This window comes from Halobellus limi (assembly GCF_004799685.1).
GTDB classification, from domain to species: domain Archaea; phylum Halobacteriota; class Halobacteria; order Halobacteriales; family Haloferacaceae; genus Haloquadratum; species Haloquadratum limi.
Map to the genome: position 1 here is coordinate 1,539,194 of NZ_CP031311.1, position 23,283 is coordinate 1,562,476.

The window sequence follows — 23,283 nt, forward strand, 5'->3', positions numbered from 1 at the left end:
CTCCCTATTCTCGCGGTCCGCTCGGCTTTTCCGAGGCGTCTTCTCCCGGTTGGCAACGGCCCTCCTCAGCGGGTCCCCGCCCGAGGAGTCGCTCTCGGGGCACGCCCGCCCGCGCAGCGACGGTCTCGGCGTCGGTCTCGAACCGGCGGAGGGCGAGTCGGGCACCGGTCGCGACGAGTTCCGCCCGCGGATCGTCGCCCGGAACCCACGCGTCGGCGTCGATCCCGTCCGGACGGGTCGCTTCGAGCGCCCGCACGGCGACGGTGCTCACGAGCGCCGCGCCGAGTCGATCGACGTCGATCGTATCGGACGGCTCCGATCCCGTTCGGGGCGTCGGTTCCGGTCCGCTGTGGGTGCCGCGGCGGTCGATCGCGGTTCCGCTCCCGTCCGTCTCGTCTCGATCCGTCCCCTGAGTCCCGTCCGCCCGGGCGCGTTCCAGCGCGCCCGCGAGCGCGAAGTAGCGACGGGCGTCCGAGCCGTCGACGAGCGCGCGTTCGATCGCGGCGTCGACGACGGCCTCGAGCGCGCCGGTCACGATTCGACGGCGGGGTCGCGGAACGCCGTCTCGACGACCGTTTCGTCGGGGCGGAGCGTGACGCGGCCCAGCGTGACGGTGTCGCCGACGGACGCCTCCCGTGCGATGCCGCGGAGCGTCGCCTCTCGATCCAGGTGATTCCAGACGGTCCGTTCGACGAGTCGCTGGAAGGCCTCGGGGTCGGTCCACCCCGAGTCGATGTCGGCTGGCACGTGGACGACGAACTGGAACTCCGCCTCCGTGACGTGGATGCCGACGCCGAACGTGTCGCCGTCACTATCGGTGTCCTCGCCCTCGCCATCGACGTCCTCGCCGTCGCGCTCGGGCGGTTCGTCCTCGTCGTCGCCGCGGATCGGTTCGTCGTCGTTGCGGGCCGCGTCGTCCCCGGCGTCGTTGTGAGTCGCATCGTCGCCGCCGTCGCCGCGACGATCCTCGGTGTCGTCCATACAGGATCGTGGGTGTCGGCGTTCAAATACCCTGTCGATGGCCGCCCCGACGCACCGGCTCGATGGGGAGCCGTCGCGGATAATCTGTGCTATGTCATCACCTCACGACGAGGGGTCGGATAGGGCCGCTTTTGAGCGACGAACCACTGCGAGGAGTCAATGAGCTACAAGATCGGACTCGTCGGAAAGCCCTCCGTCGGCAAGTCCTCCTTCTTCAACGCGGCGACGATGAACGACGTGCCCGAGGGCGCGTACCCGTTCACGACCATCGACCCCTCCGTCGGCGAGGCGTACGTCCGCGTCGAGTGCGCGGCGCCCGAGTTCGACGAGACGTGTACGCCCTCCGTGGGCTTCTGCGACGACGGCACGCGGTTCGTTCCGGTGAAACTCGTCGACGTCGCGGGGCTCATTCCCGGCGCACACGAGGGGAAGGGGCTCGGAAACCAGTTTCTCACCGACCTCAACGAGGCGGACGTACTCGTCCACGTCGTCGACTTCTCCGGCGAGACGGACCTGGAGGGCGAGCCCACCGAGGACCACGACCCCCGCGAGGACATCGACTTCCTCGAGAACGAACTCGATATGTGGTATCTCGACGTCTTGGAGAAGGGGATCGAGCGGTACCGCTCGGGGTACGAGGGTGAAGAAAAGAAGATCGAGGAGGACCTCGCAGAGCAGATGTCGGCGTTCAAGACGAACAAAGACGAGATCAAGCAGATCCTGCTCGCGACCGACGCGGGACTCGACCCCGAGGAGTGGGACGAGAAGACCAAAGAGCGCGTCGCCCGCGAGATCCGAAAGCGGACGAAGCCCATCGTGATCGCGGCGAACAAGATGGACAAGCCGGCAGCCCAGGAGCACTACGACGACGTGACCGCCGATCCCGACTACGACCACCTCACGTTCGTGCCCACGAGCGCGCACGCGGAGAAGGCGCTGAAGCAGGCCGACGAGGCGGGCGTCGTCGACTACCAGCCCGGGGCGTCGGCGTTCGAGATCGTCGGCGACCCCTCCGACGAACAGGCGGCGGGCCTCGAACGGATCCGCGAGTACGTCGAGGCCTTCGACGGGACGGGCGTCCAGGCCGTCCTCGAATCCGCGCTGTTCGACGTGATGGGCGCGATCGCGATCTTCCCGGGGAGCGCGAACGGCCGCAGCGACTCGCAGGGGGTCTTCCGCGACTGCTTCATCCTGCCGGAGGAGTCGACGACCGAGGACTTCGCGTATCACCTCCACTCGGACATCGGCGACGGGCTCCTCCACGGGATCGACTGCCGCTCGAACCGGCAGGTCGGCGCCGATCACGAACTCGGCCACCGCGACGTCGTCGAGATCGTCACCACGAACTGACCGGCGAGCGCGTCACCGACGTGACGAACGCACCGCGGCCGTTCCGGTTGGGGACCACCCGTGGCCCCCGCTCGCCGCCGGGGCGTCGGCCGTTCGGCCGGACCTTCTTGACCTCGCGGCACCGAGGGCGGCTATGAGCTACGACGACGTCCGGATCGGAGCGTTCCTCGACGACGTCGCCTCCGAGCGGGTCGCGCCCGCGGGCGGCACCGTCGTGGCCGTCGCCGGTGCGATGGGGGCGGCGCTCTGTGAGATGGCCTGCATCCACACGACGAACGCCGGTGAGGCGAGCGACGCGACCGTCCGTCAGGGGGACGGAGCAGCGGAGCGGTCGTTCGAGGTGATCAGGGACGATCTCGCCCGGCAGCGACGCGAGCTGCTGGCGCTGGCTGCGCAGGACGCGACGCTCGTGGACGAACTCTTCGGTGGCGATGGAGAGCCGACCGACCGCCTCGCAAAGCGCGCTTCGGGAATCCCGCTCGCGACCGCGGAGTCGTCGCTGGCGGTTCTCGAAGACGCCGCCGCCGTCGTCGAACGCGGCCGTTCGGGCGTCGCGGCCGACGCGAGAGCCGGGGCCTACCTCGCCGACGCCGCAGTCCAGGCGTCGCTCTCGACGGTCCGGGTGAACGCGGCGGCGCTCTCAGACCACTCGTTCGCCGAGACGATGACCGACCGCGCCGACGCGGTCTCGTCGTCGGCGGCGGAGGTCCGCAGCGAGATCCTGAGCGACGACTGTAGCGGCCGCTAGCCACCGAATCGGACCGAACGGCCACCGAATCGGATCGAACGGCCGCCGAGTCGGATCGAACGGCCGCCGAGTCGGACCGAACGGCCGCTAGCCGCCGAGCCGACGAGAGCGGTCCGCAGAGCCGCCCACCGTCCACCACGTTCGTATCGGCTCTTTGATACGGTGGAAATGACTAATAGGGGCCCGATCGGTGGGGCAAACAATGGACGGCCCGATTCGGGTTCTCTACGTCGAATCCGACCCGCAGTTCCGGCAGTTGACGGTCGAGTCCCTGCAGCGTGCGAGCGATCGTCTCGACGTCGTGGCCGAACGGCGCCCCGACGGCGGACTCGCGAGGGTCCGCGAGGAGGCGGTCGACTGCGTCGTCGCCGATCACGAGTTCCCGAGCACCACGGGCCTCGATTTTCTCGACGCGGTTCGAGCGGAGTCTCCGGGGCTCCCTTTCATCTTGTTCACCGGGACGGGATCCGAAGCGGTCGCGAGCAAGTCTATCTCGGCGGGCGTGACCGATTACTTCCGGAAACGAGGCTCTGCGGAACAGTACGCGCTCCTCGCGAACCGGATCGAGAACGCCGTCGAACGGCGACGCGCGGACCAGCGGGCCGACCGCCGCAAACGCCGGCTCGAAACCCTCATCAGCAACTTACCGGGCATCGTCTACCGGTGTCGAAACGAGCCCGGATGGCCGATGGAGTACGTCGCCGGCGAGGCCGAGGACCTCGTCGGATACTCCGCGGAGACACTGGCGGCCAACGAGGTGAACTGGGGCGAGGAGGTGCTGCACCCCGACGACAGGGAACGGGCGTGGGAGGAGGTTCAGGCGGCGATCGAACGCGGAGAGCCGTTCGAGTGCACGTACCGCGTCGTGACGGCCGACGAGGAAGTGCGGTGGATGTGGGAGCAGGGGCGCACCGTTACCGATTCGGGCGTCGACGTCGGTGACGGCCCGAGCGCCGGCGGCGACGCGGCCGCCGCAGACCGGGCGACGATCATCGAGGGGTTCATCACCGACGTCACCGAGTCGAAACGCCGCGAGCGGGAACTCCAGCGGAGCGAACGGCGGTTCCGAGCCATCTTCGACGACCCGAACCTGTTGGTCGGCCTCCTCGACACCGACGGCCGGGTGGAGGAGGTCAACCGAACGGCGCTCGAGTACGTCGGGATCGAGCCCGAGGACGTGATCGGCGAGGACTTCTCGGAGACGCCCTGGTGGACGGCGGAGATGCGCGAGGACGTCAGGGAGTGGGTGCGACTCGCCGCTGCCGGCGAGTACGTGAGCTACGAGGCCACGCATCCGAACCCCGCGGGCGATCCGATCACCGTCCAGGGGTTCTTCAGGCCGGTGACCGACGACGCCGGGACCGTGACCGCGATCGTGGTGTCCGCGCGGGACGTCACCGCGCGGCGGGAGCGCGAGGAGAAGCTCGAACGGCAGTACGAGCGGCTCGACGAGTTCGCGAGCTTCGTCTCACACGATTTCCAGAGCCCGATCTCGGCGGCTCGCGGCCGGCTGGAACTGGCCCTGGAGACCGGCGACGACGCCCACATCGAACGCGCGATCGACGCGATCGAGCGGATCGACGAACTCCGAACGGACCTCGTCGATACCCTCCGGAGCGGGGATATCGTCTCCGAGCCGGCGATTCTCGCGGTCGACGACGTCCTCGACACCGTCTGGGAGACCGTAGATCCCCCGGCGGAAGCATCGTTTCGGACCGACGGCGCGATCGAGGTCGCGGCCGACCGCGAGGCGCTCCAGCGCCTCCTCGAGAACCTGGTCCGCAACTCCGTCGAGCACGGCGGCGACGACGTCGACGTTCGCGTCGGGGAAACCGACGGCGGGTTCTACTACGAGGACTCCGGTCCGGGGATCGATCCGGAGCACCGCGGTCGAGTGTTCTCGCCGGGGTTCTCGACGAAACGCGACGACGACGGGACCGGAATGGGACTCGCCAGCGTCAGGCAGATCGTCTCCGCCCACGGTTGGGAGATCGACGTCGACGACGCAGAGCGACTGGACGGCGTTCGATTCGTGATCCACACGGAGTGAGGCGACGCGTCGCGACCGGAAGCCCGCGCCGTCGGGAGCGGGTGGACGTCGATACCGGCCGGCCGGTCGGCACCGCTCACGTCCGGAACTGCAGCCAGGCCTCGTAGTACACGTCGCCGTACCTGATCAGCCGGGGCTCGTCGGGATCGACACCGGCGTCCTTCTCCACGTTCCCGTCCAGGTACGGTCGCCGGTGAATCGCACGCAGGACGGCCTCGTAGGCGTCCGAGTAGGGGCGCGACTCGCTGTACCCGTCTCGCTCCGCGGCGCGGAAGATCTCGCGAGCCTCCGACGAGAGGTCCGAGCGCGAGACTCGCGCTTCGAGGTGGCCGGCGCGGAGCACCCGCTCCATCTCTTCGGGCGACGTCGCGACCGGTTCGACGGTCGCCCGATAGACGGGTTCGTAGAATCGCTCCCGCGACACTTCGGCCCGGTACCGCCGGTCGCGGTAGCGGACGAACGCGGGGGCGTCGTCCGCCAGCAGTTCGCTCGTCTCGACGGCAGTTTCGTCGCGGTAGACGTATCCGCCGCGCTGCACCAGCCCCCACGGTGCCCCGCCTGTGTTCCCGCGCGCCCGGGCGGCGAGGTGTGCGACGTGGACCGCCGTCGCGTCCGCCTCGGGAAGCTGACCGGCGTCGACGACGCCCTCGGCGTCCGCGCCGTCACCGGCGCCACCGCCGTTGGAGTCCGCACCAGCGTCACCGGCGTCGTCATCGGCCGTCTCCGCTTCCGCCGAGGGTTCGGCCGAATAGAGCCGCAGCACCGGTCGGGTCGTCTCGACCTCGTCGACGACGACGGAACCGAGCCGGTAGTACGTCCCGCCCGATTCGGCGTACTTCGGGTCGTCGGGGGTCGAGTAGAAGGGCTTCCGGTACTGCGTGGTGTACTCCTCGCCGTCGAGGGTCGCCTCGAACGCCGCCTCGTCCCACTCGGGACGGGTCTCTCCGAGGTCGACTACGAAATTCTCACGGAGGGTGCTTCCGCGTCGAGTCAGCATCAGTTCGAGGACGCGACCGCCGTCGTCCGCGCCGCTTCGGTCGAACACGCCGAGACAGCCGGCGGACGCGGCGAGCGCTGCGGTGGCCAGCGAGCCGAGCACTCGCCGTCTGGAGGGAGTTGACATCGGGACCGTCTGTCAGTCTCGCGGCCAAGTACAAAAATCCGCGTCACCCTGTGCAACGATCCGCGTCGGTCCGGTGGAACGATCCGCGCCGACCGACCCGTCGCGATCAGGGCTCGACGGGCGTCTTGACCACGGTGACGGGCATCTCCGCGAGACGGAGGACGCGGTCGGTGACGCTGCCGAGCAGGCTCCGGTACTCGTCGGGCCGACGTCGGGTGCCGAGCACCACGAGATCGACGCCCGCCTCGCGGGCGAACTCGACGATGGTCTCGGGCGGTTGCCCGTGTTCGATGTGGCCCTCGACGTCGACGCCGCGGTCGGCCGCCCGCTCGGAGACCGCCGCGATGGCCTCCTCGCCGACCTCTTCGAGGCCGTGTTCCGGTCCCTCCCGGCCGTCGACGTACTCGTCGCCGCTGTAGGCGTCGTAGACGTCGCTATCGACCACGTAGAGAACGTGTAGCGTGGCGTCGTGGTGGGCGGCCAGTTCGATCGCGTGGTCGGTTGCTCTGTCGGATGCGGCCTCGCCGCCTGTCGCGAGTAGTACGTTCTCGAACATACGCGCAGCTACGCGCCCCAGCACGAAAAATGTCGGTGTCTGTATGAGTTCTCCCGGACGACAAAAATAAACTATAATAAGATTTCATCAATCGAGAAAAGAAAAATACTGTCTAAACTTCGTAAAAAGGAGGTAGAACGCTTTTCAAAACTAATTATTTATCAAATATAACAACTATATAGGGGTTTTAATACTACGAAACGGAGCCATCGCGACGGTATTCCCGTCTCGAAAGCGTCGCGTCGTAAGGAAGGCTTTTGTAGGATGGATGCTGTAACGGCATTATGTTACGTGGTACCAATAGCGGTCCACGGCGGCCGACCGCGACATCGACCGGGCATCCACCGGGGCCGGACGTCCCCGGGAGTTACCACCGACCGACGTTCGGCGTGCCACGGTATCAAGGAACCTGCAGTGACAGACGGAGATCTCAATGAGCACGAACGATAGCTGCGACGGCGACGACGGGACAGGAGACCAGAACAGTCGAAGCGTGTCCGAGAGGGTGATCGAGTGATGGACGGACGCGTCACGATATCCGAACTGGAGAAGGTGTACGGCGAGGGCGCAGAGCGGACGAAAGCGATCGAGGACCTCTCCTTCGAGGTCGAGGGCGGCGAGTTCGTCAGCGTCGTCGGACCGAGCGGGTGCGGCAAGAGCACGCTTCTGTACCTCATCGCGGGCTTCCTCGACGTCACGAGCGGGACCATCGCCGTCGACGGGGAACCGATCGACGGCCCCGGGACCGACCGCGGCGTCGTCTTTCAGGACTACGCGCTGTTCCCCTGGCGGACCGTCTTCGAGAACGTCACGTACGGCCTCGAAGAGGACGGCGTCCCGAAGGAGGAGCGACAGAGCATCGCCCAGAAGTACATCGACCTGGTCGACCTCGACGGCTTCGAGGACAAGTACCCCAAGGAGCTCTCCGGCGGGATGAAACAGCGCGTCGGCATCGCGCGCACGCTCGCGTACGAACCGAAGATCCTGCTGATGGACGAGCCCTTCGGCGCGCTGGACCAGCCGCTGCGCGAGGCGCTTCAGGATCAGCTACGTGACATCTGGGACGATCTCGGGAAGACGATCGTGTTCATCACCCACGACGTCGAGGAGGCGGTCTACCTCTCCGAGCGCGTGCTGATCATGACGCGACACCCCGGAACGAAGAAGACGGTCACGGAAGTCGGCCTCGACCGCTCGGGCACGCGCGAGGACATCGTCACCTCCGACGAGTTCGCCGACTACAAGAACACCGTCTGGAAGTCCCTCCACGAGGAGACCCAAACGGAGGTGAAGCTGTAGCCGTGCGACACGCGACCTCGCGCCGAATCGAGGGGCTTCCGGCTCCCGTCCAGGGCGTCGCCCAGACGCTCGTCGACTGGATCCCGCTCGGCATCCTCGTCGTGCTCTGGGAGATCGCGAGCGGAACGGTCGTCGCGGAGGCGGTCCTCCCCCCGCCGACCACCGTTTCGAGCCGCATCGCGAACCTCGTCGTCACCGGCGAGGTGTTCTCACATCTCTTCATCTCGCTGTTCCGGATCGGCGTCGGACTGGGTCTGAGCATCCTCATCGGCGTGCTCCTCGGGATCGGGATGGCCCGGTCGGACCCCGTCGAGAACTTCTTCGATATCTTCCTCTCTATGACCTACCCCATCCCGAAGACGGCGCTCGTCCCGCTCGCGATCCTGTGGCTCGGCGTCGGCACCGAGGCGGCGATCCTCATCGTCTTCCTCGCGTGCCTGCTCCCGATCGTGCTCAACGCCTACAACGCGGCCGTCGACGTCGATCAGAACCTGGTCTGGTCGGCGCAGATGATGGGCACGAGCGACCGTGAGATGCTGTACAAGGTGATCTTCCCGGCGACGGTTCCCGAGATTATGACGGGAGTCAGACAGGCGGTCCCGATCGCGTTCATCGCGCTGGTGAGCGCCGAACTCATCGCGTCGAACCAGGGGATCGGCTACCTGATCCTCACGTCCGGACAGATCGGCAACTACCCGACGATGTTCGCGAACATCGTCATCATCTCCGCCGTCGCGTTCGTGGCGGTCCGTGGCTTCGAGGAGACGCGTGACAGGGTGTTAGTATGGACGTAACCGCAGACGCCGAGGGCGGGTTCGACCTCTCGCGAGTCATCGACATCGGGAAGTCGATCTACTCGCTCGTGATCCTCCTCGTGCTCTGGGAGGTCGTCGGCCAGCTCGGTCTCATCCACTACTACTTCCTGCCGCCGCTGTCGGCGATCGTCGCCCGGTTCGTCGAACTGACGCTCAACGGGGAGATGCTGTACAACGCGTATCTGACCCTCTATCGGGCGCTCATCGGCCTCGCCATCGCGTCGGTGCTCGGCGTGATCGTCGGCGTTCTCTCCGCGCGGAACGACCTCGTCGACTGGTTCTTCGATCCGATCATCAAGATCGGCTACCCCGTCCCGATCATCTCGCTCATCCCGGTGTTCATGCTCTGGTTCGGGATCGGCGACCTCTCGAAGATCATCATGGTCGCCGTCGGGACGTTCTGGCCCGTCGCCGTCAACGCGCGCGACAGCACGCGACAGGTCCAGACGAACCTCATCTGGTCGGCGCAGATGATGGGGACCGGTGACCGACGACTCCTCTGGCGCGTGATTATGCCCGCGGCGCTGCCGGGCATCCTCACGGGCTTTCAGATCGCGATGCCGCTGTCGCTCATCATCACGTTCGTCTTCGAGATGGTGGCCGGCGGTGGCGGACTCGGGGCCTTAGAGATCCAGGGCGTCCGTTCCTTCGAGTCCGAGCAGGTCTACGCGGCGATCATCGCGATCATGTTCATCGGGATCGGTCTCGACCGCCTGCTCCGATTCACCCGGAACCGACTCCTGCACTGGACGTAGGAGCTGCTCCGTCCGTCGGCACCGATCCGTTTTCTCCACCGACCCCGAGCGCTTCGAGACCTGCATCCCCTACTGACTTTGCTTCGTCGCCGTCGCCTCCGCCGTCTCACCTCGGGAGCCAACGGGGTCGTGTTTAGTTAAGCGACTCCCACCCGGAAAACCACCGACGGGCGGGAATGGAAGGGGCCGCGTTCTCGACGACGACGCGCGACGTAAGCACCGCAGGAGCGAACACAGTGAGCGACGAGGAGCGCAGCGAGCGCATCGAGTCGAGAACGCGGGGGCTTCCGAGGGCTTCCCTGCATCCTTCCCACCGATTTCACTCCTAACTAAACAGTACCGCCAACGGGGCACAAAAACCTAAATGGATGTACATCAAAGATACCTCTGTATGCCAACGACTCTCTGTCACGGTCGCACGGTCTGTGAGTGCCCTCCGTCGGCGCCGGCGGTCGTCGTATCCGGAAGGGGGACGCGGCGATGATCGACGCGTCCGAGACGCGGGTCGTCGACTGCGACTGGCACTACCAGGACTCGTTCAAGGAAGTCGCGGAGTACATGCCCGAACCGTGGAACACGAAGTACAAGAACAGCAACTGGGACGACGCCGGGGTGAAACAGAACCTCAGTTCGTTCTTCCCGACGTCGACGGGCGACAGGCAGAACTACGGGAAAGTGCTGCGCGAGCACTCGAACTACCCCGACGAACCCGAAGAGCCGGAACGCGTCCGCGAGGGGATGGACTTCCTCGACATCGACGTCTCCCTGCAGATCTCACATCTCATCCTCGCGATGGGCGGGGTCAACGCCGACGACGAACGCGTCCAGGCGTTCACGGAGGCGTACGTCGAGTACATGCTGGCGGAGGTGCTCGACCCCGACGAGGGCGTCTACGGCCTCGCCCCGATGCCCTACGGCGACGTCGACGCCTCCCTCCGGATCCTCGACCGGGTGGAGGACGAGGAGGCGTTCGTGGGGGCGTGTTTCGTGACGGCGGGGGCGAGTCCGCCGCTGGGGAACAGAAAGTACGATCCGATCTACGAGCGCTGTGAGCAGATGGACTTCCCCGTCGTGTATCACACGGGCGGGTCGGGCCTCGACGAGTACGTTCGCGCGGGCTACCAGGAGATGATCGAGACCCACACGCTCGGATTCCTCGAATCGAACATGTCCCAGATCGTCAGCGTCGCCTGTCAGGGCGTCCCCGAAAAGTACCCCGATCTGGACATCGTCTTTATGGAGTCGGGCGTCACCTACATCCCCGGCCTCGTCAGCCGCCTCGACGAGGAGTACCTCAAACGCCCCGAGGAAGCGCCGCTACTGGACACCCGCCCCAGCGAGTACATCACGGACTTCTACTTCGGCACCCAGCCGCTGGAGATCTCCGCCCGCAACGACCTGCTGGAACTCTGCTTCGATATGGTCGGCACCGACCGACTCCTGTACGCCTCCGATTACCCCCACTGGGACTTCGACAGCCCCTCGATCATCAACGACCTCCCGATGCTCGACGACGACGACAGGAGAGCGATACTCGCCGGCAACGCGATGGAGGTGTTCGGCGTATGAGCGCCGACGGACTCGTCGAGGTCGGCCCGGCCGAGGAGTTCGACGACGGCGACCACGCGCTCGTCGAAGTCGGCCGCGCGGAGGTGGGCGTGATCAAGGCCGAGGGCGAGTTCTACGCCCTGCGGAACCAGTGCCCGCACGACGGCGGCCCGGTCTGCAAGGGGAACGTCCAGCGCGAACTCGTCGGCGAGTTCACCGGGACGGGCGAGCGCATCGACCAGCACTACAGCGACAACTGCATCGTCTCCTGTCCGTGGCACGGGTGGTCCTTCGAGTTGGAGACGGGCAAACACATCGGGGACGACCGGATCAGGGTCCCCACCTACGACGTCGTCGTCGAGGACGGCGTCGTCTACGTCGACGGCGGCGACTAGTCGATCGATCGGTCCGAAGTGCCGCCTCCGGGACAATCTACTTGTGTTCGAGCGGTGAGCTACCGGTATGCACGTCGCGATCATCGGCGGCGCGAGCACCATCGGTTCGACCGTCGCCTACACGCTCGCCGGACTGGCACCGACCGTCGACGTCTCGCTCGTCGACATCAACGAGGGCGCCGCGTGGGCGCACGGAAAAGACATCTCACACGCGAGTTATCACTTCTCGAACGCGCCAGGCGCGTCGCTCGCCGGCGACGACGTCGGAACGGTCCGGGCCGCGACGCCCGACGAACTGGCGGAACTGGCGCCGGACCTGCTCGTGTTCAACGCGGCGGCACCGCAACCGGAGGACGCGACGGGCCGCGGCGCGCGCGAGGCCGAACTCGATCGGAACCTCTCGATCGTCGCGGACGTCGCCGAGGAGCTCCGCCCGCTGGATCCGACGCCGCTTCTGGTCGTGACGAACCCGATCGACCGACTCGTCTATCAGTTCTACTCGCTCCTGGAGTGGCCGCGGCGCTGCTTCCTCGGGTACTCGCTCTCGGAGAGCGCCCGCGTCGCCGACGCCGTCGGCTCGGAACTTGGGGTGCACCCCAACGAGGTCTACTGTCCGATGATGGGCGAACACGGCGAGAACGTCGTCCCGATCCTCTCGCGGGCGCGGGCGGGCGGCGAACCGGTCGCCGGCGACGACCTCGACCGCGAGGCGATACGGGAGTACGTCCTCGACATCCCGTTCGACATCGCGAAGGAGCGCGGCGTCAACGAGACGTCGCGGTGGGTGACGAGCGCGGGCGTCACGCGCGTGATCCGCTCGATCGCGGCCGGATCGGAGCCGGACGGCGAGGACCCCCATGGCCGTCTCGGAGAGCCGTTCTGTCTCTCGACGCCGCTCGACGGCGAGTACGGCTTCGCGGATCTCGCACTCAGCGTTCCGGTCGACCTCGACGAGGGCGGCGTCGCCGCGATTCACGAGTGGGACCTTCCCGACGTCGAGGCCGACGAACTCGCGACGGCGGCCGACGCGGTCCGGGCGGACCTGGCTCGGATCGGCGCGAAGGGATACGACGGCTGAGTCCGTCACGTCCGTCGAACCCGTCCGTACCGCATAACGGGACGGAAACGAGAGCGGGCAGCGGGACGGGAGGGTGATCGACTGCGCGTATCGTCGTCGTCGATCGGGTGTCCGTGGTCGCTCGTCGGCGGCGGCCGCGGGGCCGAGCGTCGACCCGGGAGGGCCGGTGGGCTGATACTGTCGGCTGTAAATCCGCGGAGAATCCCGCGAGCCCGTTCAGTTCGACGGGACGTACTCGTTCGTCGCGTACTCGCCGACGTCGAAGCTCTCTTCGACGAACCCGAGTTCGACGAGTTCGTCGATGGCGAACTGGAGGCGGTCGATGTCGATCGTGATGTCCTGACGGTAGTAGTCGTTGTTCGTGAGGAAGAAGCCGTCGACGACCTGTTCGGGGAGTTCGAAGTGCTCCGCGGCCAGGGAGACGACCTCGCTGCGGTTGTCGTAACAGTACTCGACGAGTTCGTCGAGGTCCTCCCCGAACGCGGCGATGGCGTCGCCGTTCTCGTCGAGGGAGTTGTTCGACGCGACGGTGTACGCGAAGGGGTACGCCTCGTCCCAGAGGTCCTGGCTCTTGTACACCTCGGTGAAGCCCTCCGCCCGCGCCGCGACGGCGAACAGCGCGGGGAAGATCCCGGCGTCGATCCGGCCGTCGTTGATCGCGGAGACGAACGTCGGGAACGGCAGTTCGACGATCTCGGCGTCGGTGCCGAACTCGAGGTCGGCCTGCCGGATCCCCTTTTCGAGGACGGCGTGCGTGCCGGTCCCCTGCGCGTTCACGCCGACGTTTGCGCCCTCCAGATCGGCGATTTCGGTGATGTCCGAGTCGGGACCGGAGAAGATGGTGAACCCGTACCACTCCGGATGGGCGTCCCAGAAGTCGGTCGCGATCATCGAGATGTTGCCCGGGACCGCCTCCTGGCGGACCGCAGAGGCGTAGCTCACGGTGGTGAGAAGCGCCATATCTACCTCTCCGGCGGCCATCGCGTTGAGCGAGTCGGGCGTGCTCTCGTTTCGCGACACGCTGAGTTCGTACTCCGAGCCCAGATTCGAGACCTGGTCCTGTAGCTCCTCGATCGCGAACAGCGACCCGAAGTTCTCGACGGGAACCGTAAAGGCGAGTCCGAGTTCAGGCGTCCCGCCACCGGTGATACTGGAACAACCCGCGAGCCCCGTCAGTCCGATCGTACTGGCCGCCGCACCCGTCTTCAAAAACGATCGACGCCGAATGCTGTCGAATGACATCATCGAATAGGATAGATGTGGTGGTATATAAAATCACCTGTCCATCGACATTTCGGTGCCGTCGTCGACGCCCGTATCGAGTCGGCGACCGCAACCCGTTCCCCGTCGTCTGCCGATCGGTCGCCGGTCACCACGGTTGCAGGGGCGGTCGCCGGTCACCACGGTTGCAGGGGCGGTCGCCGGCCGTCACGGTTGCGGAGTCGGTCTCTGGCCTCCGAGGTTGCTGAGTCGGTCACCCGGCACCACGGCTGCGAGGTCAGTCGCCGGACATCACGGTGACGACCGGTAGATCCGCGGTGAGCAGGATGGACTGCGTCTTGCTCCCGAAGAGCGCCTTCCCGGTGGGCGAGCGCTTCCGGCCGCCGATGACCAGATACTGGGCGTCACGGCGGTCTGCCTCCGAGAGGATCTCTTCGACGGGTTCGCCGACGCGACCCTTGAGAATCGTCTCCTCGGGTTCGTCGAGCGTCTCCTGGACCACGTCGCGCGCGACGCCTGTCGCGTGCCGCTCTCCGTCCTCGACGGTGTACTCCTCGCCGGAGCCCTGCTGGTGCGCCCGGCCTTCCGCACTCCCGTAGGACGCCGGCGTCGTGACGGATCGACCCGACGACCCGCTCGCGGCCGAGCGGAACTTCTCGAACACGTCCTGCGGCATCACGTGCAGGACGACGTGATCGACGTCGAAGGCAGCCGCCAGTTCTGCGCCCCGCGCTACGGCGTCGCTCGGGACCGTCTCCCCGTCGACCGCTGTCAGTATCGTCATAGGCGATACTCCAACCGATGGCTAATAAATCGTGGTGGCAGTTGTCGACGTCGTGGTCGGATCGAAGGGGGAATCGCGTCCGGGGCAGAGTGGAGGTTTGCCTCCGGTACGGAACGGCCTCCGAGATGCACCGAGGAGTCGCGTTCGACCCGCGATTTTATTACCGGGCCCGCGCAAGAACGCGTCGTCGAATGAGCGATAGAGAGTCAGACATACGAGTACCGCCGGCTACGGGCGACGACGGCGGTGGCGAGGTGCGGTACCTCTCGCAGTCGGACCTGTCGGTACCCACCCACCAGATCGTCGCCCCGGACGGATCGTACGACGCGGAGGCGATCCCGGACCTCGACGACGGGGAGCTTCTGGACCTGTATCGGTGGATGGTGACCGACCGGGTGTTCTCCCGGCGGATGGTGAACATCCAGCGGCGGGGCGAACTCGGCACGTTCGGATCCACCCGCGGTCAGGAGGCGAGCATCATCGGGAGCGCGTTCACGCTCCGGCCCGAGGACTGGTTGTACGTCGGCCGCGCGTGGACGCCGATGTTTATGCGCGGCGCGTCGATGACGGACATGATCCTGTTCTGGCGGGGGATCGAAGAGGGACAGGAGGCCTTCGCGAAGCACAACTCCCAGATCGCGATCTCGATCGGATCGCACCTCCCGCTCGTGGCGGGCATCGCCTGGGGGATGCACCTGGACGACGCCGACGCCGTCGCGACCGCGTACCTCGGCGACGGCGCGACGAGCACCGGCGCGGCCCACGAGGGGATCAACCTCGCGGGCTCGCTCGGCCTGCCGGCGCTCTTCTTCTGTCAGAACAACGGGTACGCCATCTCGATGCCGTACGGGAAACAGAGCGGCGCGAACACGATCGCCCAGAAGGCGCTGGCCTACGGCATCGACGCGATCCGGGTCGACGGCCAGGACGTCCTCGCCGTCTACGACGCCGTCCAGTCCGCGCGCGAACGCGTGAAGGACGGCGAACCGGTGTTCGTCGAGTCGGTCACGTACCGTCTCGACGCGCACACGACGAGCGACGACCCCACCCGCTACCGGGAGGACGAAGAGGTCGAACACTGGGAGGCCCACGACCCGATCGAGCGCTACCGGGAGTTCCTGAAGTCGGAGGGCCTGTGGTCCGAGATCGATCACGACGCGATCGTCGAGGAGATCGACGCCGAGTTCGACGAGGCGCTCGCGGCCGCCAACGAGATGGAAGAGCGGGCCGTCTCGGAGATGTTCGCGCACCTCTACGACGAACTGCCGCCGGAACTCGCCCGCCAACTGGCGGAGTTCGAAGAGCTCCTCGAACGGCGCCCCGAGATGTACGACTACATCGAACAGCGACCGAAGGGATGACTATGCAGGCAACCATCGTACAGGCGGTCAACGACGCACTGCACACCGAGATGGAGCGCGACGACCGGGTCGTCGTCTTCGGCGAGGACGTCGCCGAGAGCGGCGGGGTCTTCCGCGCCACCGACGAACTCCTCGAGGAGTTCGGGAGCAAGCGCGTGGTCGACACGCCGCTGTCGGAGATCGCGATCGTCGGCGGCGCGGCCGGGATGGCGATGTACGGCTACCGGCCGGTCGCGGAGATCCAGTTCTCGGGCTTCCTCCCGCCGGCGTTCGACCAGCTCGTCACGAACGCGAGCCGGATCCGCTGGCGCACCCGCGGCGAACTGAGCGCGCCGATGGTCGTCCGGATGCCCTACGGCGCGGGCGTCCGGGCGCTGGAACACCACTCCGAGAGCTTAGAGGGCGCGTACGGGCACATCCCCGGCCTCCAGGTCGTCGTCCCGAGCACGCCCGCGGACACGAAGGGACTGCTCACCGCGGCGATCCGCGATCCCGACCCGGTGCTGTTTATGGAACCGAAGCGGATCTACCGCTCCATCAGGGAAGAGATCCCCGAGGGAGAACACGAAGTCCCGATCGGCGAGGCCGCGATCCGAAGCGAGGGCGAGGACGTCACGGTCGTCGCGTGGGGGGCGATGATGCCGCCGACGCTGGAGGCGGTCGAGCACGGGAGCGTCGACGCCGAGGTGATCGACCTCCGCTCGATCTCGCCGATGGACACCGAGACGGTCGTCGAGTCGGTGAAGAAGACCGGTCGCTGCGTCGTCGTCCACGAGGGACCGCGGACGCTCGGGGTCGGCAGCGAGATCGTCGCCCGCATCAACGACGAGGCGCTGATGTACCTCGAATCCCCGGTCGAGCGCGTCACTGGCTTCGACACGCCGGTTCCGCTGCTGTCGATGGAGGACTTCTACTTCCCGCACCCGCCGCGGATCCTCGACGGTATCGAGGCGGCGCTCTCGGACTGATTCGACCTCCGTTTCCCGGCTGTTTCCGACGTCCGCGACGCAGCGGCGCGCAGGGAAATACTGAAATGGTCGTGCCCCGACCGACTGGTATGGTAGAACGAACCTTCGAGTTGCCGGACCTCGGCGAGGGGATCGCCGAGGGGGAACTCGTCTCGTGGCTCGTCGAGGAGGGGGAGTCGGTCGTCGAGGATCAGGTCATCGCCGAGGTCGAGACCGACAAGGCGCTCGTCGAGATTCCGAGCCCACAGGAGGGGACGATCGCGCGACTGCACTACGACGAGGGGGAGATCGTTCCGGTCGACGCGGTCTTCGTGACGTTCGACGTCGCCGGCGGAGAGGACGACGCCGCCGAGGCAGCGGCGGACGCCGAAGAGGGATCTCTGGAGTCGGCCGCGACGTCCGACGCCGCACCTGCGGACGCCGAGCGCGACGAGGCAGCGGAGACCGAGGACGAGGCGGAGACGGCGGCATCGGCCGACGCCGAGGAGGGCGAATCCGTCGACGCCCCCGTTCCCTCGGGACGCGTGTTCGCCGCGCCGAGCACACGTTCGCTCGCCAGGGAACTCGGCGTCGACCTCGCCGCCGTCGAGGGTTCGGGACCGGGCGGTCGCGTGACCGGGGCCGACGTCAGAGCCCACGCCGGTGACGGACCGTCCGCCGTCCCGGAAGACGGGACCGCTGCTGCCGCTGCGACGACGGGGACGACCGCCGACGGGACCGAAGCAGCCGCCAGCGCCGCGTCGGCGTCAGCCGGCGCGTCGGACGCGCCAGCTCCGGAGACCGAGGACCGCGGGGTTGAGTCCGCGGCTGCGGCGGCCGTAGCCGGGAGCACCGCCGACCGCGATCGCACGCTCGCGATGCCGGCGACGCGACGACTCGCCGGGGAACTCGGCGTCGACCTCGATTCGGTGCCCGCGAGCGAGGAACGCGAGGGGGAGCCGTTCGTGACGCCCGAGGACGTCCGGCGGTTCGCGGCCGGCGGCTCGGCGGATGCGGCCGCGGCGTCGCCCGAGAGGACGGCTGGATCGGAGGCGTCGACCGTCTCCGCCGGCGAGGCCGACGGAGCTGTCGGGGCGGACGCGGTCGGCGACAGCGGGGCGCAGAGCGCCTCGGGCGGCCGGACGGAGTCCGGCGACGCCGACGCCGAAGCGCGCTCCGGCGAGCGCGTCCCCTACCGCGGCGTCCGTCGGACGATCGGCGAGCAGATGGCCGAGTCGAAGTACACCGCCCCGCACGTCTCTCACCACGACGAGTTCGACGCGACCGAACTCGTCGAGTTGCGGAAGGAACTCGCCGCGATCGCCGAGGACGACGGCGTGAAGCTCACGTACCTGCCGCTCGTCGTGAAAGCGGTCACGACGGCGTTGCAGGAGTACCCCTACCTCAACTCCAGTCTCGACGAGGAGAACGAGGAGATAATCCTCCACGACGAGTACAACGTCGGGATCGCGGTCTCGACCGACGCGGGACTGATGGTCCCGGTGATCGAAGACGCCGACGAGAAGGGGCTCAAGCAGTTGGCAGAGGAGATTCGTGACCTCGCCGAGCGCGCCCGAAACCGCAAGATCAAGCCCGAGGAGATGCGGGGCGGGACGTTCACGATCACGAACATCGGCGTGATCGGCGGCGAGTTCTCCTCTCCGATCATCAACCACCCCGAGGCGGCCATCTTCGCGATGGGGCCGATCAAGGAGCGCCCGTGGGTCGTCGACGGCGACGTCGTCGCCCGCGAGACGATGCGCTTCTCGATGTCGGTCGATCACCGGCTGGTCGACGGCGCCGACGCCGCCCAGTTCTCCAACCGCGTGAAGGAACTGCTCGTCGACCCGACGCGGCTGCTGCTGGAGTGAGCGTGCGGCTGTTCCTGGCGTGAGCGCGCAGCCGCACTCGGGGTGGGCGCCGTCGGACGCCGCCCGCGATCGGCGGTCCCGACTCGAAAGCGCCCCGGACGGGTGTCTTTTTGACCCGGGAGCGAGTGGGTTGCCGTATGGTAATGGGCGACATCGCCACGGCGACGGACCTGCTCGTGATCGGCGCGGGCCCCGGCGGCTACGTGGCTGCGATTCGCGGCGCACAGAAGGGTCTCGACACGACGCTCGTCGAGAAGGACGCCTACGGCGGGGCGTGTCTGAACCGGGGCTGCATCCCCTCGAAGGCGTTCATCCACGGCGCGGACGTCGTCCACGACGCCGCCACCGCCGAGGACCTCGGCATCCACGCCGACCCGGCGGTGGATATGAGCCGGATGCAGGAGTGGAAGTCGGGCGTCGTCGACCAGTTGACCGGCGGCGTCGAGAAGCTCTGTAAGGCCAACGGCGTCTCGCTCCTGGAGGGGACCGCGTCCTTCGAGGACGAGCACACCGCGCGCATCGCCCACGGCGGCGAGGGGCAGGGGATGGAGACCGTCGAGTTCGAGCACGCGGTGGTCGCGACGGGGTCGCGACCGATCCAGATCCCCGGGTTCGACTTCGCCGACGATCCCGTGCTGTCCTCGGAGGACCTCCTCGATATGGAGTCGCTGCCGGACCGACTCGTCGTCGTCGGCGCGGGCTACATCGGGATGGAGCTGTCGACGATGCTCGCGAAGCTCGGAACCGACGTCACCGTCGTGGAGATGCTCGACGACGTCCTGCCGGGCTACGAGTCGGACGTCCAGCGGACGGTCCGCTCGCGCGCGGAGGACCTCGGTATCGAGTTCAACTTCGGCGAGGGCGCGACCGGGTGGGAGGAGACCGGCGACGGAATCGTGGTCGCGACCGAGACCGAGGACGGCGAGACAGCGGAGTACCTCGGCGACGCGGTCCTCGTCGCGGTCGGTCGACAGCCCGTCACCGACACGCTCGAACTGGAGAGCATCGGGCTCGAACCCGACGAGAACGGCTTTCTCGCGACCGACGACCGCGCGCGAACCGACGTCGAGAACGTCTTCGCGGTCGGCGACGTCGCCGGCGAACCGATGCTCGCGCACAAGGCCAGCGCCGAGGGGATCGTCGCCGCGGAGGTCGCCGCGGGCGAACCCGCCGCCCTCGATCAGCAGGCGATCCCCGCGGCGGTGTTCACCGACCCGGAGATCGCGACCGTCGGGATGACCGAGACGGAGGCCGAGGACGAGGGATTCGACCCGGTCGTCGGCGAGATGCCGTTGCGTGCGAGCGGCCGCGCGCTGTCGATGGGCGAGTCCGACGGCTTCGTCCGGATCGTCGCCGACGAGGCGAGCGGGATCGTCCTCGGCGGCCAGCTCGTCGGCCCGAACGCGTCCGAACTCGTCGCGGAGGTCGCCCTCGCGGTCGAGATGAGCGCCACCCTCGAAGACGTCGCCGGGACCGTCCACACGCACCCGACACTCGCGGAGGCCGTGATGGAGGCCGCAGAGAACGCCCAGGGACAGGCGATTCACACGCTGAACCGCTGACTGCGACTCCCCCGTTTTGGACGTCGCGGTCGCGAGCCACTCTCTCTCAGACTGAGACCGCCTCTCGGGCCGACCCGAGGAACTATTTTTCCCGCTGCAGTGGTGGGGATATGACCCGAGAACGGACGATTCGACGCGTCGGCATCCACGACTGGGGGACGCACCCGTGCCCGCCCGAACACCTCCGGGAGCTGCTCGAAGAGCGCGCGGAGGTCGACTGCGAGGTCGAGGTGTGCGAGACCGACGAGGTCGGAGCGTTCGACGGCGTCGTCACGCTGTTTCACCACGACGAGTTCCTCGACGCCGTCGAGTGGGTCCACAACATCCGCTCGGGATACGAGGACTTCCCGCTCGACGCCTACCGAGAGCGCGGCGTGGCGATGACCAACAGCACCGGCGTCGCCGGCGACCTCGTCGGCGAAACCGTCACCGGTCTGGTCCTGACGCTCGCGAAGGGGCTCCACCGGTTTCGGGACCGACAGCACGAACGCGAGTGGGAGCGACTCCCCTGGCGACGACCCTTCGAGGTGAGCGGCTCGACCGCCTGCGTGGTCGGCCTCGGCGAACTCGGCGGGAGCGCCGCGACCAGGCTCGGCGTGCTCGGGATGGACGTCGAGGGCGTCGACGTCCGGCCCGTCTCCGGGCTCGGCCTCGGTCGGGTGTACGACCCCGCCCGGATCGAAACCGCCGTCGCCGACGCCCGGTTCGTCGTGCTCACGACCCCGCTGACGGACGCGACGCGTGGCCTCGTCGACCGATCGGTGTTCGAGGCGATGCGCGAGGACGCCTACCTCGTCAACGTCAGCCGCGGCGAAATCGTCGTCGAAGAGGACCTCGTTGACGCCCTGGAGTCTGCGGAAATCGCCGGTGCCGCGCTGGACGTCTTCTACGACGAACCGCTCCCCGAGTCGTCGCCGTTCTGGGAGATGGAGAACGTCGTCGTCACCCCACACGCCGCGGCACAGGCGGCCACCTACGGCGACCGGATCGCCGACCTCGTCGCGACCAACGTGGGCCGTCTCAACGACGGCGGGACCCCGTGGAACCAGGTGGTCTGACCCGAGCGGGGCGCACTCGTGGTCTCGACCTGTCCCGTCATCGGGAACGGTCATCCGGAATCGACGAGCATCCGGAAGTGATTCGCTCCTGAGGATAGCTTGTTCCTTGAAACCGAACCAAATTGGCAAAACCGGCTTGTCCGACCATATTAGCCCTGTCTCTCACCTCTGATGCGGATATATCATCGATATCTATGATCTTTATTTCATCCGAAGAGAACACTATTTCACTCTTGGCGAAAGCAGTGAAAGCAATCCTCAGGAATGCGCCTGATTGAGTTCGATGATGTTCGCCGCCCGGCGGAGTTCCGGCAGGACTTCGTCCTCGATCCGGTCGTGTCCCATCCGACTCACCGGTCCCGAGACGCTCAGTGCACCGGCGATGTCGTCGTCGTACAGTATCGGAACGGCGACGCAGTTGAGGCCCTTGATCCGCTCTTCCCTGTCGTAGGCGCACTCGCGCTGTCTGATCTCTTCGAGGGCGTCGAACAGTTCGTTTCGCTCCGTGATCGTCCGTTCGGTCATCGCCGGGAGGCCGTGACGGTCGATGATCGCCTCGACGCGCTCGCGCGGGAGGTACGCCAGGATCGTCTTTCCGAGCGCGGTGGTGTGCAGTCTGACCGACTGTCCCGTGTACGAGTCGAGGCTCACGGCGTCGGCACCGCGCTCGCGCGCGAGGAACACACCGAGTCCGTGCTCTTCGACCAGGAGGTTGGCGTACTCGCCCGTGGCCTCGGCGACCCGCTCCATCTCCGGGATCGCGATGTCGTAGAGGCGCTCTCGCGAGCGGGCGTACCCGCCGAGGTCGAGAAATCGCAACCCGACCTCGTACTCGCCGTTTCTCTCGACCACGTAGCCCTCGTGTTCGAGCGTCCGGAGGTAGTTGTGAGCGCTGCTCTTCGCGATGTCGAGTCGGTCCGCGAGCTCGGTGACCGTCGCGCCGTCGAGCGATTTGAGCGTCTCCACGATCCGGAACGTCGTCTGCGCCGTCTTGACCGGCGTGTTCGGTTTCTGCCCCGGTTGTTCCATACGGCTAGCGATGACGTTCATCATTTTATATTTACTGTTCGGCGGTCGCGAAACACCGTTCTTCGGACTGGATCCCGAACGGAAGCCGAGCGCGGTCCCTACGAGGCGCTTCCCGACCGTTACACCACTCGGTACACGGCGAGGCGGACTCCGGTCGGCTGGCGGGTGCCGGCCGCGACGAAGACGCTCTCTGTGAGCCACTCCAACTCCGGAGCGGCGGTCTCGAACTCCGGGACCGAACAGAAGTAGACGTCTTCGGGTTCGACCGGTTTCCCCTCGCGGAGCCGTGCCTTCGTCTCGGGATCGGCGACGCGCATCCCCCGGTTCTCGACGTAGACGCGGTCCCCGTCGATCGTCTCGAAGGCGTACTTGGCGACGAGTTCGGTCGGCCGTCGGTCCCGATAGAGCTGGTAGTCCGCGCCGGCTTCGAGCACCGTTCCCTCGATCTCGCCCGAGACTGTGCCGCCCAGAATCGGGATGATGCGCCGCTGTCCGTCGCCGGTCTGTCCGATCTCGATCGGGGATTCGACGTCGATCTCCAGTTCCATCACGCGTTCGAGGCCGAGTTCGAGGTTCGGGTCGTCCGTCTGCCAGCTGTCGTCTGCCATACGCTCCCGTCCGGACCGGACTCACATAACCGTTTGGCGGACGGCCTCCGCGTCCGAGTATGTCGTAGCCGTTGTGGTGCCGTCCGGAATAACATATGTACTGATGTTATCTGAACTGCTTTCGTCCGTATCCGTTCTCCAGAT

General features: G+C 67.1%; 22 protein-coding genes. 14 read left to right on the plus strand and 8 right to left on the minus strand.

The features are described 5' to 3' along the window. Window positions 1-4: 4 nt before the first annotated feature. Together DV707_RS07745 and DV707_RS07750 are read right to left on the minus strand one after the other, a co-directional pair. Entirely contained in the window at window positions 5-535 is a 531-nt protein-coding gene (locus DV707_RS07745) for a hypothetical protein (protein ID WP_200820899.1), read from the minus strand. Continuing rightward, window positions 532-888 (minus strand): hypothetical protein, encoded by a 357-nt coding sequence (locus DV707_RS07750; protein WP_394337409.1) that lies wholly within the window; start codon window positions 886-888, stop codon window positions 532-534. Before DV707_RS07750 ends, DV707_RS07745 begins: the two co-directional genes overlap by 4 nt. A gap of 252 nt (window positions 889-1,140) precedes the next feature. On the opposite strand from DV707_RS07750, the gene DV707_RS07760 reads away from it, so the two are divergent. The 3 genes from DV707_RS07760 (at window position 1,141) to DV707_RS07770 (ending at window position 5,129) form a co-directional block, all read left to right on the plus strand. After that, a complete protein-coding gene (locus DV707_RS07760; protein ID WP_103992004.1) occupies window positions 1,141-2,331 on the plus strand; it encodes a redox-regulated ATPase YchF in 1,191 nt (396 codons plus the stop codon). 133 nt (window positions 2,332-2,464) lie between these two features. Beyond that, window positions 2,465-3,079 carry a cyclodeaminase/cyclohydrolase family protein gene (locus DV707_RS07765; protein WP_103992005.1) on the plus strand — a complete coding sequence of 205 codons (615 nt, stop codon included), beginning with the start codon at window positions 2,465-2,467 and terminating at the stop codon, window positions 3,077-3,079. Between the two features lie 202 nt (window positions 3,080-3,281). Beyond that, on the plus strand, window positions 3,282-5,129 hold the full coding sequence (locus DV707_RS07770) for a hybrid sensor histidine kinase/response regulator (protein WP_103992006.1): 1,848 nt from the start codon (window positions 3,282-3,284) through the stop codon (window positions 5,127-5,129). Between the two features lie 76 nt (window positions 5,130-5,205). Here DV707_RS07770 and DV707_RS07775 read toward each other — a convergent pair whose 3' ends face one another. Continuing rightward, window positions 5,206-6,252, minus strand: a complete 1,047-nt coding sequence (locus DV707_RS07775; protein WP_103992007.1) for a hypothetical protein — start codon at window positions 6,250-6,252, stop codon at window positions 5,206-5,208. 106 nt (window positions 6,253-6,358) lie between these two features. Further along, window positions 6,359-6,808, minus strand: a complete 450-nt coding sequence (locus DV707_RS07780; protein WP_103992008.1) for a universal stress protein — start codon at window positions 6,806-6,808, stop codon at window positions 6,359-6,361. Between the two features lie 516 nt (window positions 6,809-7,324). Here DV707_RS07780 and DV707_RS07785 point away from each other — a divergent pair. From DV707_RS07785 to DV707_RS07810, 6 genes are all read left to right on the plus strand, one after another. Continuing rightward, window positions 7,325-8,107, plus strand: a complete 783-nt coding sequence (locus DV707_RS07785; RefSeq protein ID WP_103992009.1) for an ABC transporter ATP-binding protein — start codon at window positions 7,325-7,327, stop codon at window positions 8,105-8,107. 2 nt (window positions 8,108-8,109) lie between these two features. Beyond that, window positions 8,110-8,901 (plus strand): ABC transporter permease, encoded by a 792-nt coding sequence (locus DV707_RS07790; RefSeq protein ID WP_103992010.1) that lies wholly within the window; start codon window positions 8,110-8,112, stop codon window positions 8,899-8,901. Continuing rightward, window positions 8,892-9,677: an ABC transporter permease gene (locus tag DV707_RS07795; RefSeq protein ID WP_103992011.1), complete on the plus strand. Its 786-nt coding sequence runs from the start codon at window positions 8,892-8,894 to the stop codon at window positions 9,675-9,677. Before DV707_RS07790 ends, DV707_RS07795 begins: the two co-directional genes overlap by 10 nt. 480 nt (window positions 9,678-10,157) lie before the next feature. Then, window positions 10,158-11,246, plus strand: coding sequence for an amidohydrolase family protein (locus DV707_RS07800; RefSeq protein WP_103992290.1), 1,089 nt, complete (start codon window positions 10,158-10,160; stop codon window positions 11,244-11,246). Further along, window positions 11,243-11,620 (plus strand): Rieske (2Fe-2S) protein, encoded by a 378-nt coding sequence (locus tag DV707_RS07805; protein WP_103992012.1) that lies wholly within the window; start codon window positions 11,243-11,245, stop codon window positions 11,618-11,620. The genes DV707_RS07800 and DV707_RS07805 overlap by 4 nt, the downstream gene beginning before the upstream one ends. Window positions 11,621-11,687: 67 nt before the next feature. Continuing rightward, entirely contained in the window at window positions 11,688-12,698 is a 1,011-nt protein-coding gene (locus DV707_RS07810; protein WP_103992013.1) for a malate dehydrogenase, read from the plus strand. A 216-nt stretch (window positions 12,699-12,914) separates the two neighbouring features. Here the strand turns inward: DV707_RS07810 and DV707_RS07815 are convergent, their stop codons facing one another. Both DV707_RS07815 and DV707_RS07820 read right to left on the minus strand, forming a co-directional pair. Beyond that, window positions 12,915-13,940 carry an ABC transporter substrate-binding protein gene (locus DV707_RS07815; protein WP_200820900.1) on the minus strand — a complete coding sequence of 342 codons (1,026 nt, stop codon included), beginning with the start codon at window positions 13,938-13,940 and terminating at the stop codon, window positions 12,915-12,917. Between the two features lie 256 nt (window positions 13,941-14,196). Further along, window positions 14,197-14,703 carry a universal stress protein gene (locus DV707_RS07820; RefSeq protein ID WP_103992015.1) on the minus strand — a complete coding sequence of 169 codons (507 nt, stop codon included), beginning with the start codon at window positions 14,701-14,703 and terminating at the stop codon, window positions 14,197-14,199. Window positions 14,704-14,894: 191 nt separating this feature from the next. Between DV707_RS07820 and DV707_RS07825 the strand changes: the two genes are divergently transcribed. The 5 genes from DV707_RS07825 to DV707_RS07845 all read left to right on the plus strand — a co-directional run bounded on the left by DV707_RS07825 (window position 14,895) and on the right by DV707_RS07845 (window position 21,502). Then, complete coding sequence (locus DV707_RS07825; RefSeq protein WP_103992016.1) at window positions 14,895-16,064, plus strand: thiamine pyrophosphate-dependent enzyme; 1,170 nt, start codon at window positions 14,895-14,897, stop codon at window positions 16,062-16,064. A gap of 2 nt (window positions 16,065-16,066) precedes the next feature. After that, a complete protein-coding gene (locus DV707_RS07830; RefSeq protein ID WP_103992017.1) occupies window positions 16,067-17,032 on the plus strand; it encodes an alpha-ketoacid dehydrogenase subunit beta in 966 nt (321 codons plus the stop codon). A gap of 89 nt (window positions 17,033-17,121) precedes the next feature. Next, window positions 17,122-18,882 carry a 2-oxo acid dehydrogenase subunit E2 gene (locus DV707_RS07835; RefSeq protein ID WP_103992018.1) on the plus strand — a complete coding sequence of 587 codons (1,761 nt, stop codon included), beginning with the start codon at window positions 17,122-17,124 and terminating at the stop codon, window positions 18,880-18,882. Window positions 18,883-19,019: 137 nt separating this feature from the next. Next, complete coding sequence (gene lpdA, locus DV707_RS07840) at window positions 19,020-20,444, plus strand: dihydrolipoyl dehydrogenase (protein WP_103992019.1); 1,425 nt, start codon at window positions 19,020-19,022, stop codon at window positions 20,442-20,444. Between the two features lie 110 nt (window positions 20,445-20,554). Beyond that, entirely contained in the window at window positions 20,555-21,502 is a 948-nt protein-coding gene (locus DV707_RS07845) for a D-2-hydroxyacid dehydrogenase (protein WP_103992020.1), read from the plus strand. Between the two features lie 258 nt (window positions 21,503-21,760). On the opposite strand, the gene DV707_RS07850 is transcribed toward DV707_RS07845, so the two are convergent. Continuing rightward, window positions 21,761-22,531 carry an IclR family transcriptional regulator gene (locus tag DV707_RS07850; protein WP_103992021.1) on the minus strand — a complete coding sequence of 257 codons (771 nt, stop codon included), beginning with the start codon at window positions 22,529-22,531 and terminating at the stop codon, window positions 21,761-21,763. Between the two features lie 119 nt (window positions 22,532-22,650). Further along, window positions 22,651-23,139 carry a DUF3237 domain-containing protein gene (locus tag DV707_RS07855; RefSeq protein ID WP_103992022.1) on the minus strand — a complete coding sequence of 163 codons (489 nt, stop codon included), beginning with the start codon at window positions 23,137-23,139 and terminating at the stop codon, window positions 22,651-22,653. Between the last annotated feature and the right edge of the window lie 144 nt (window positions 23,140-23,283).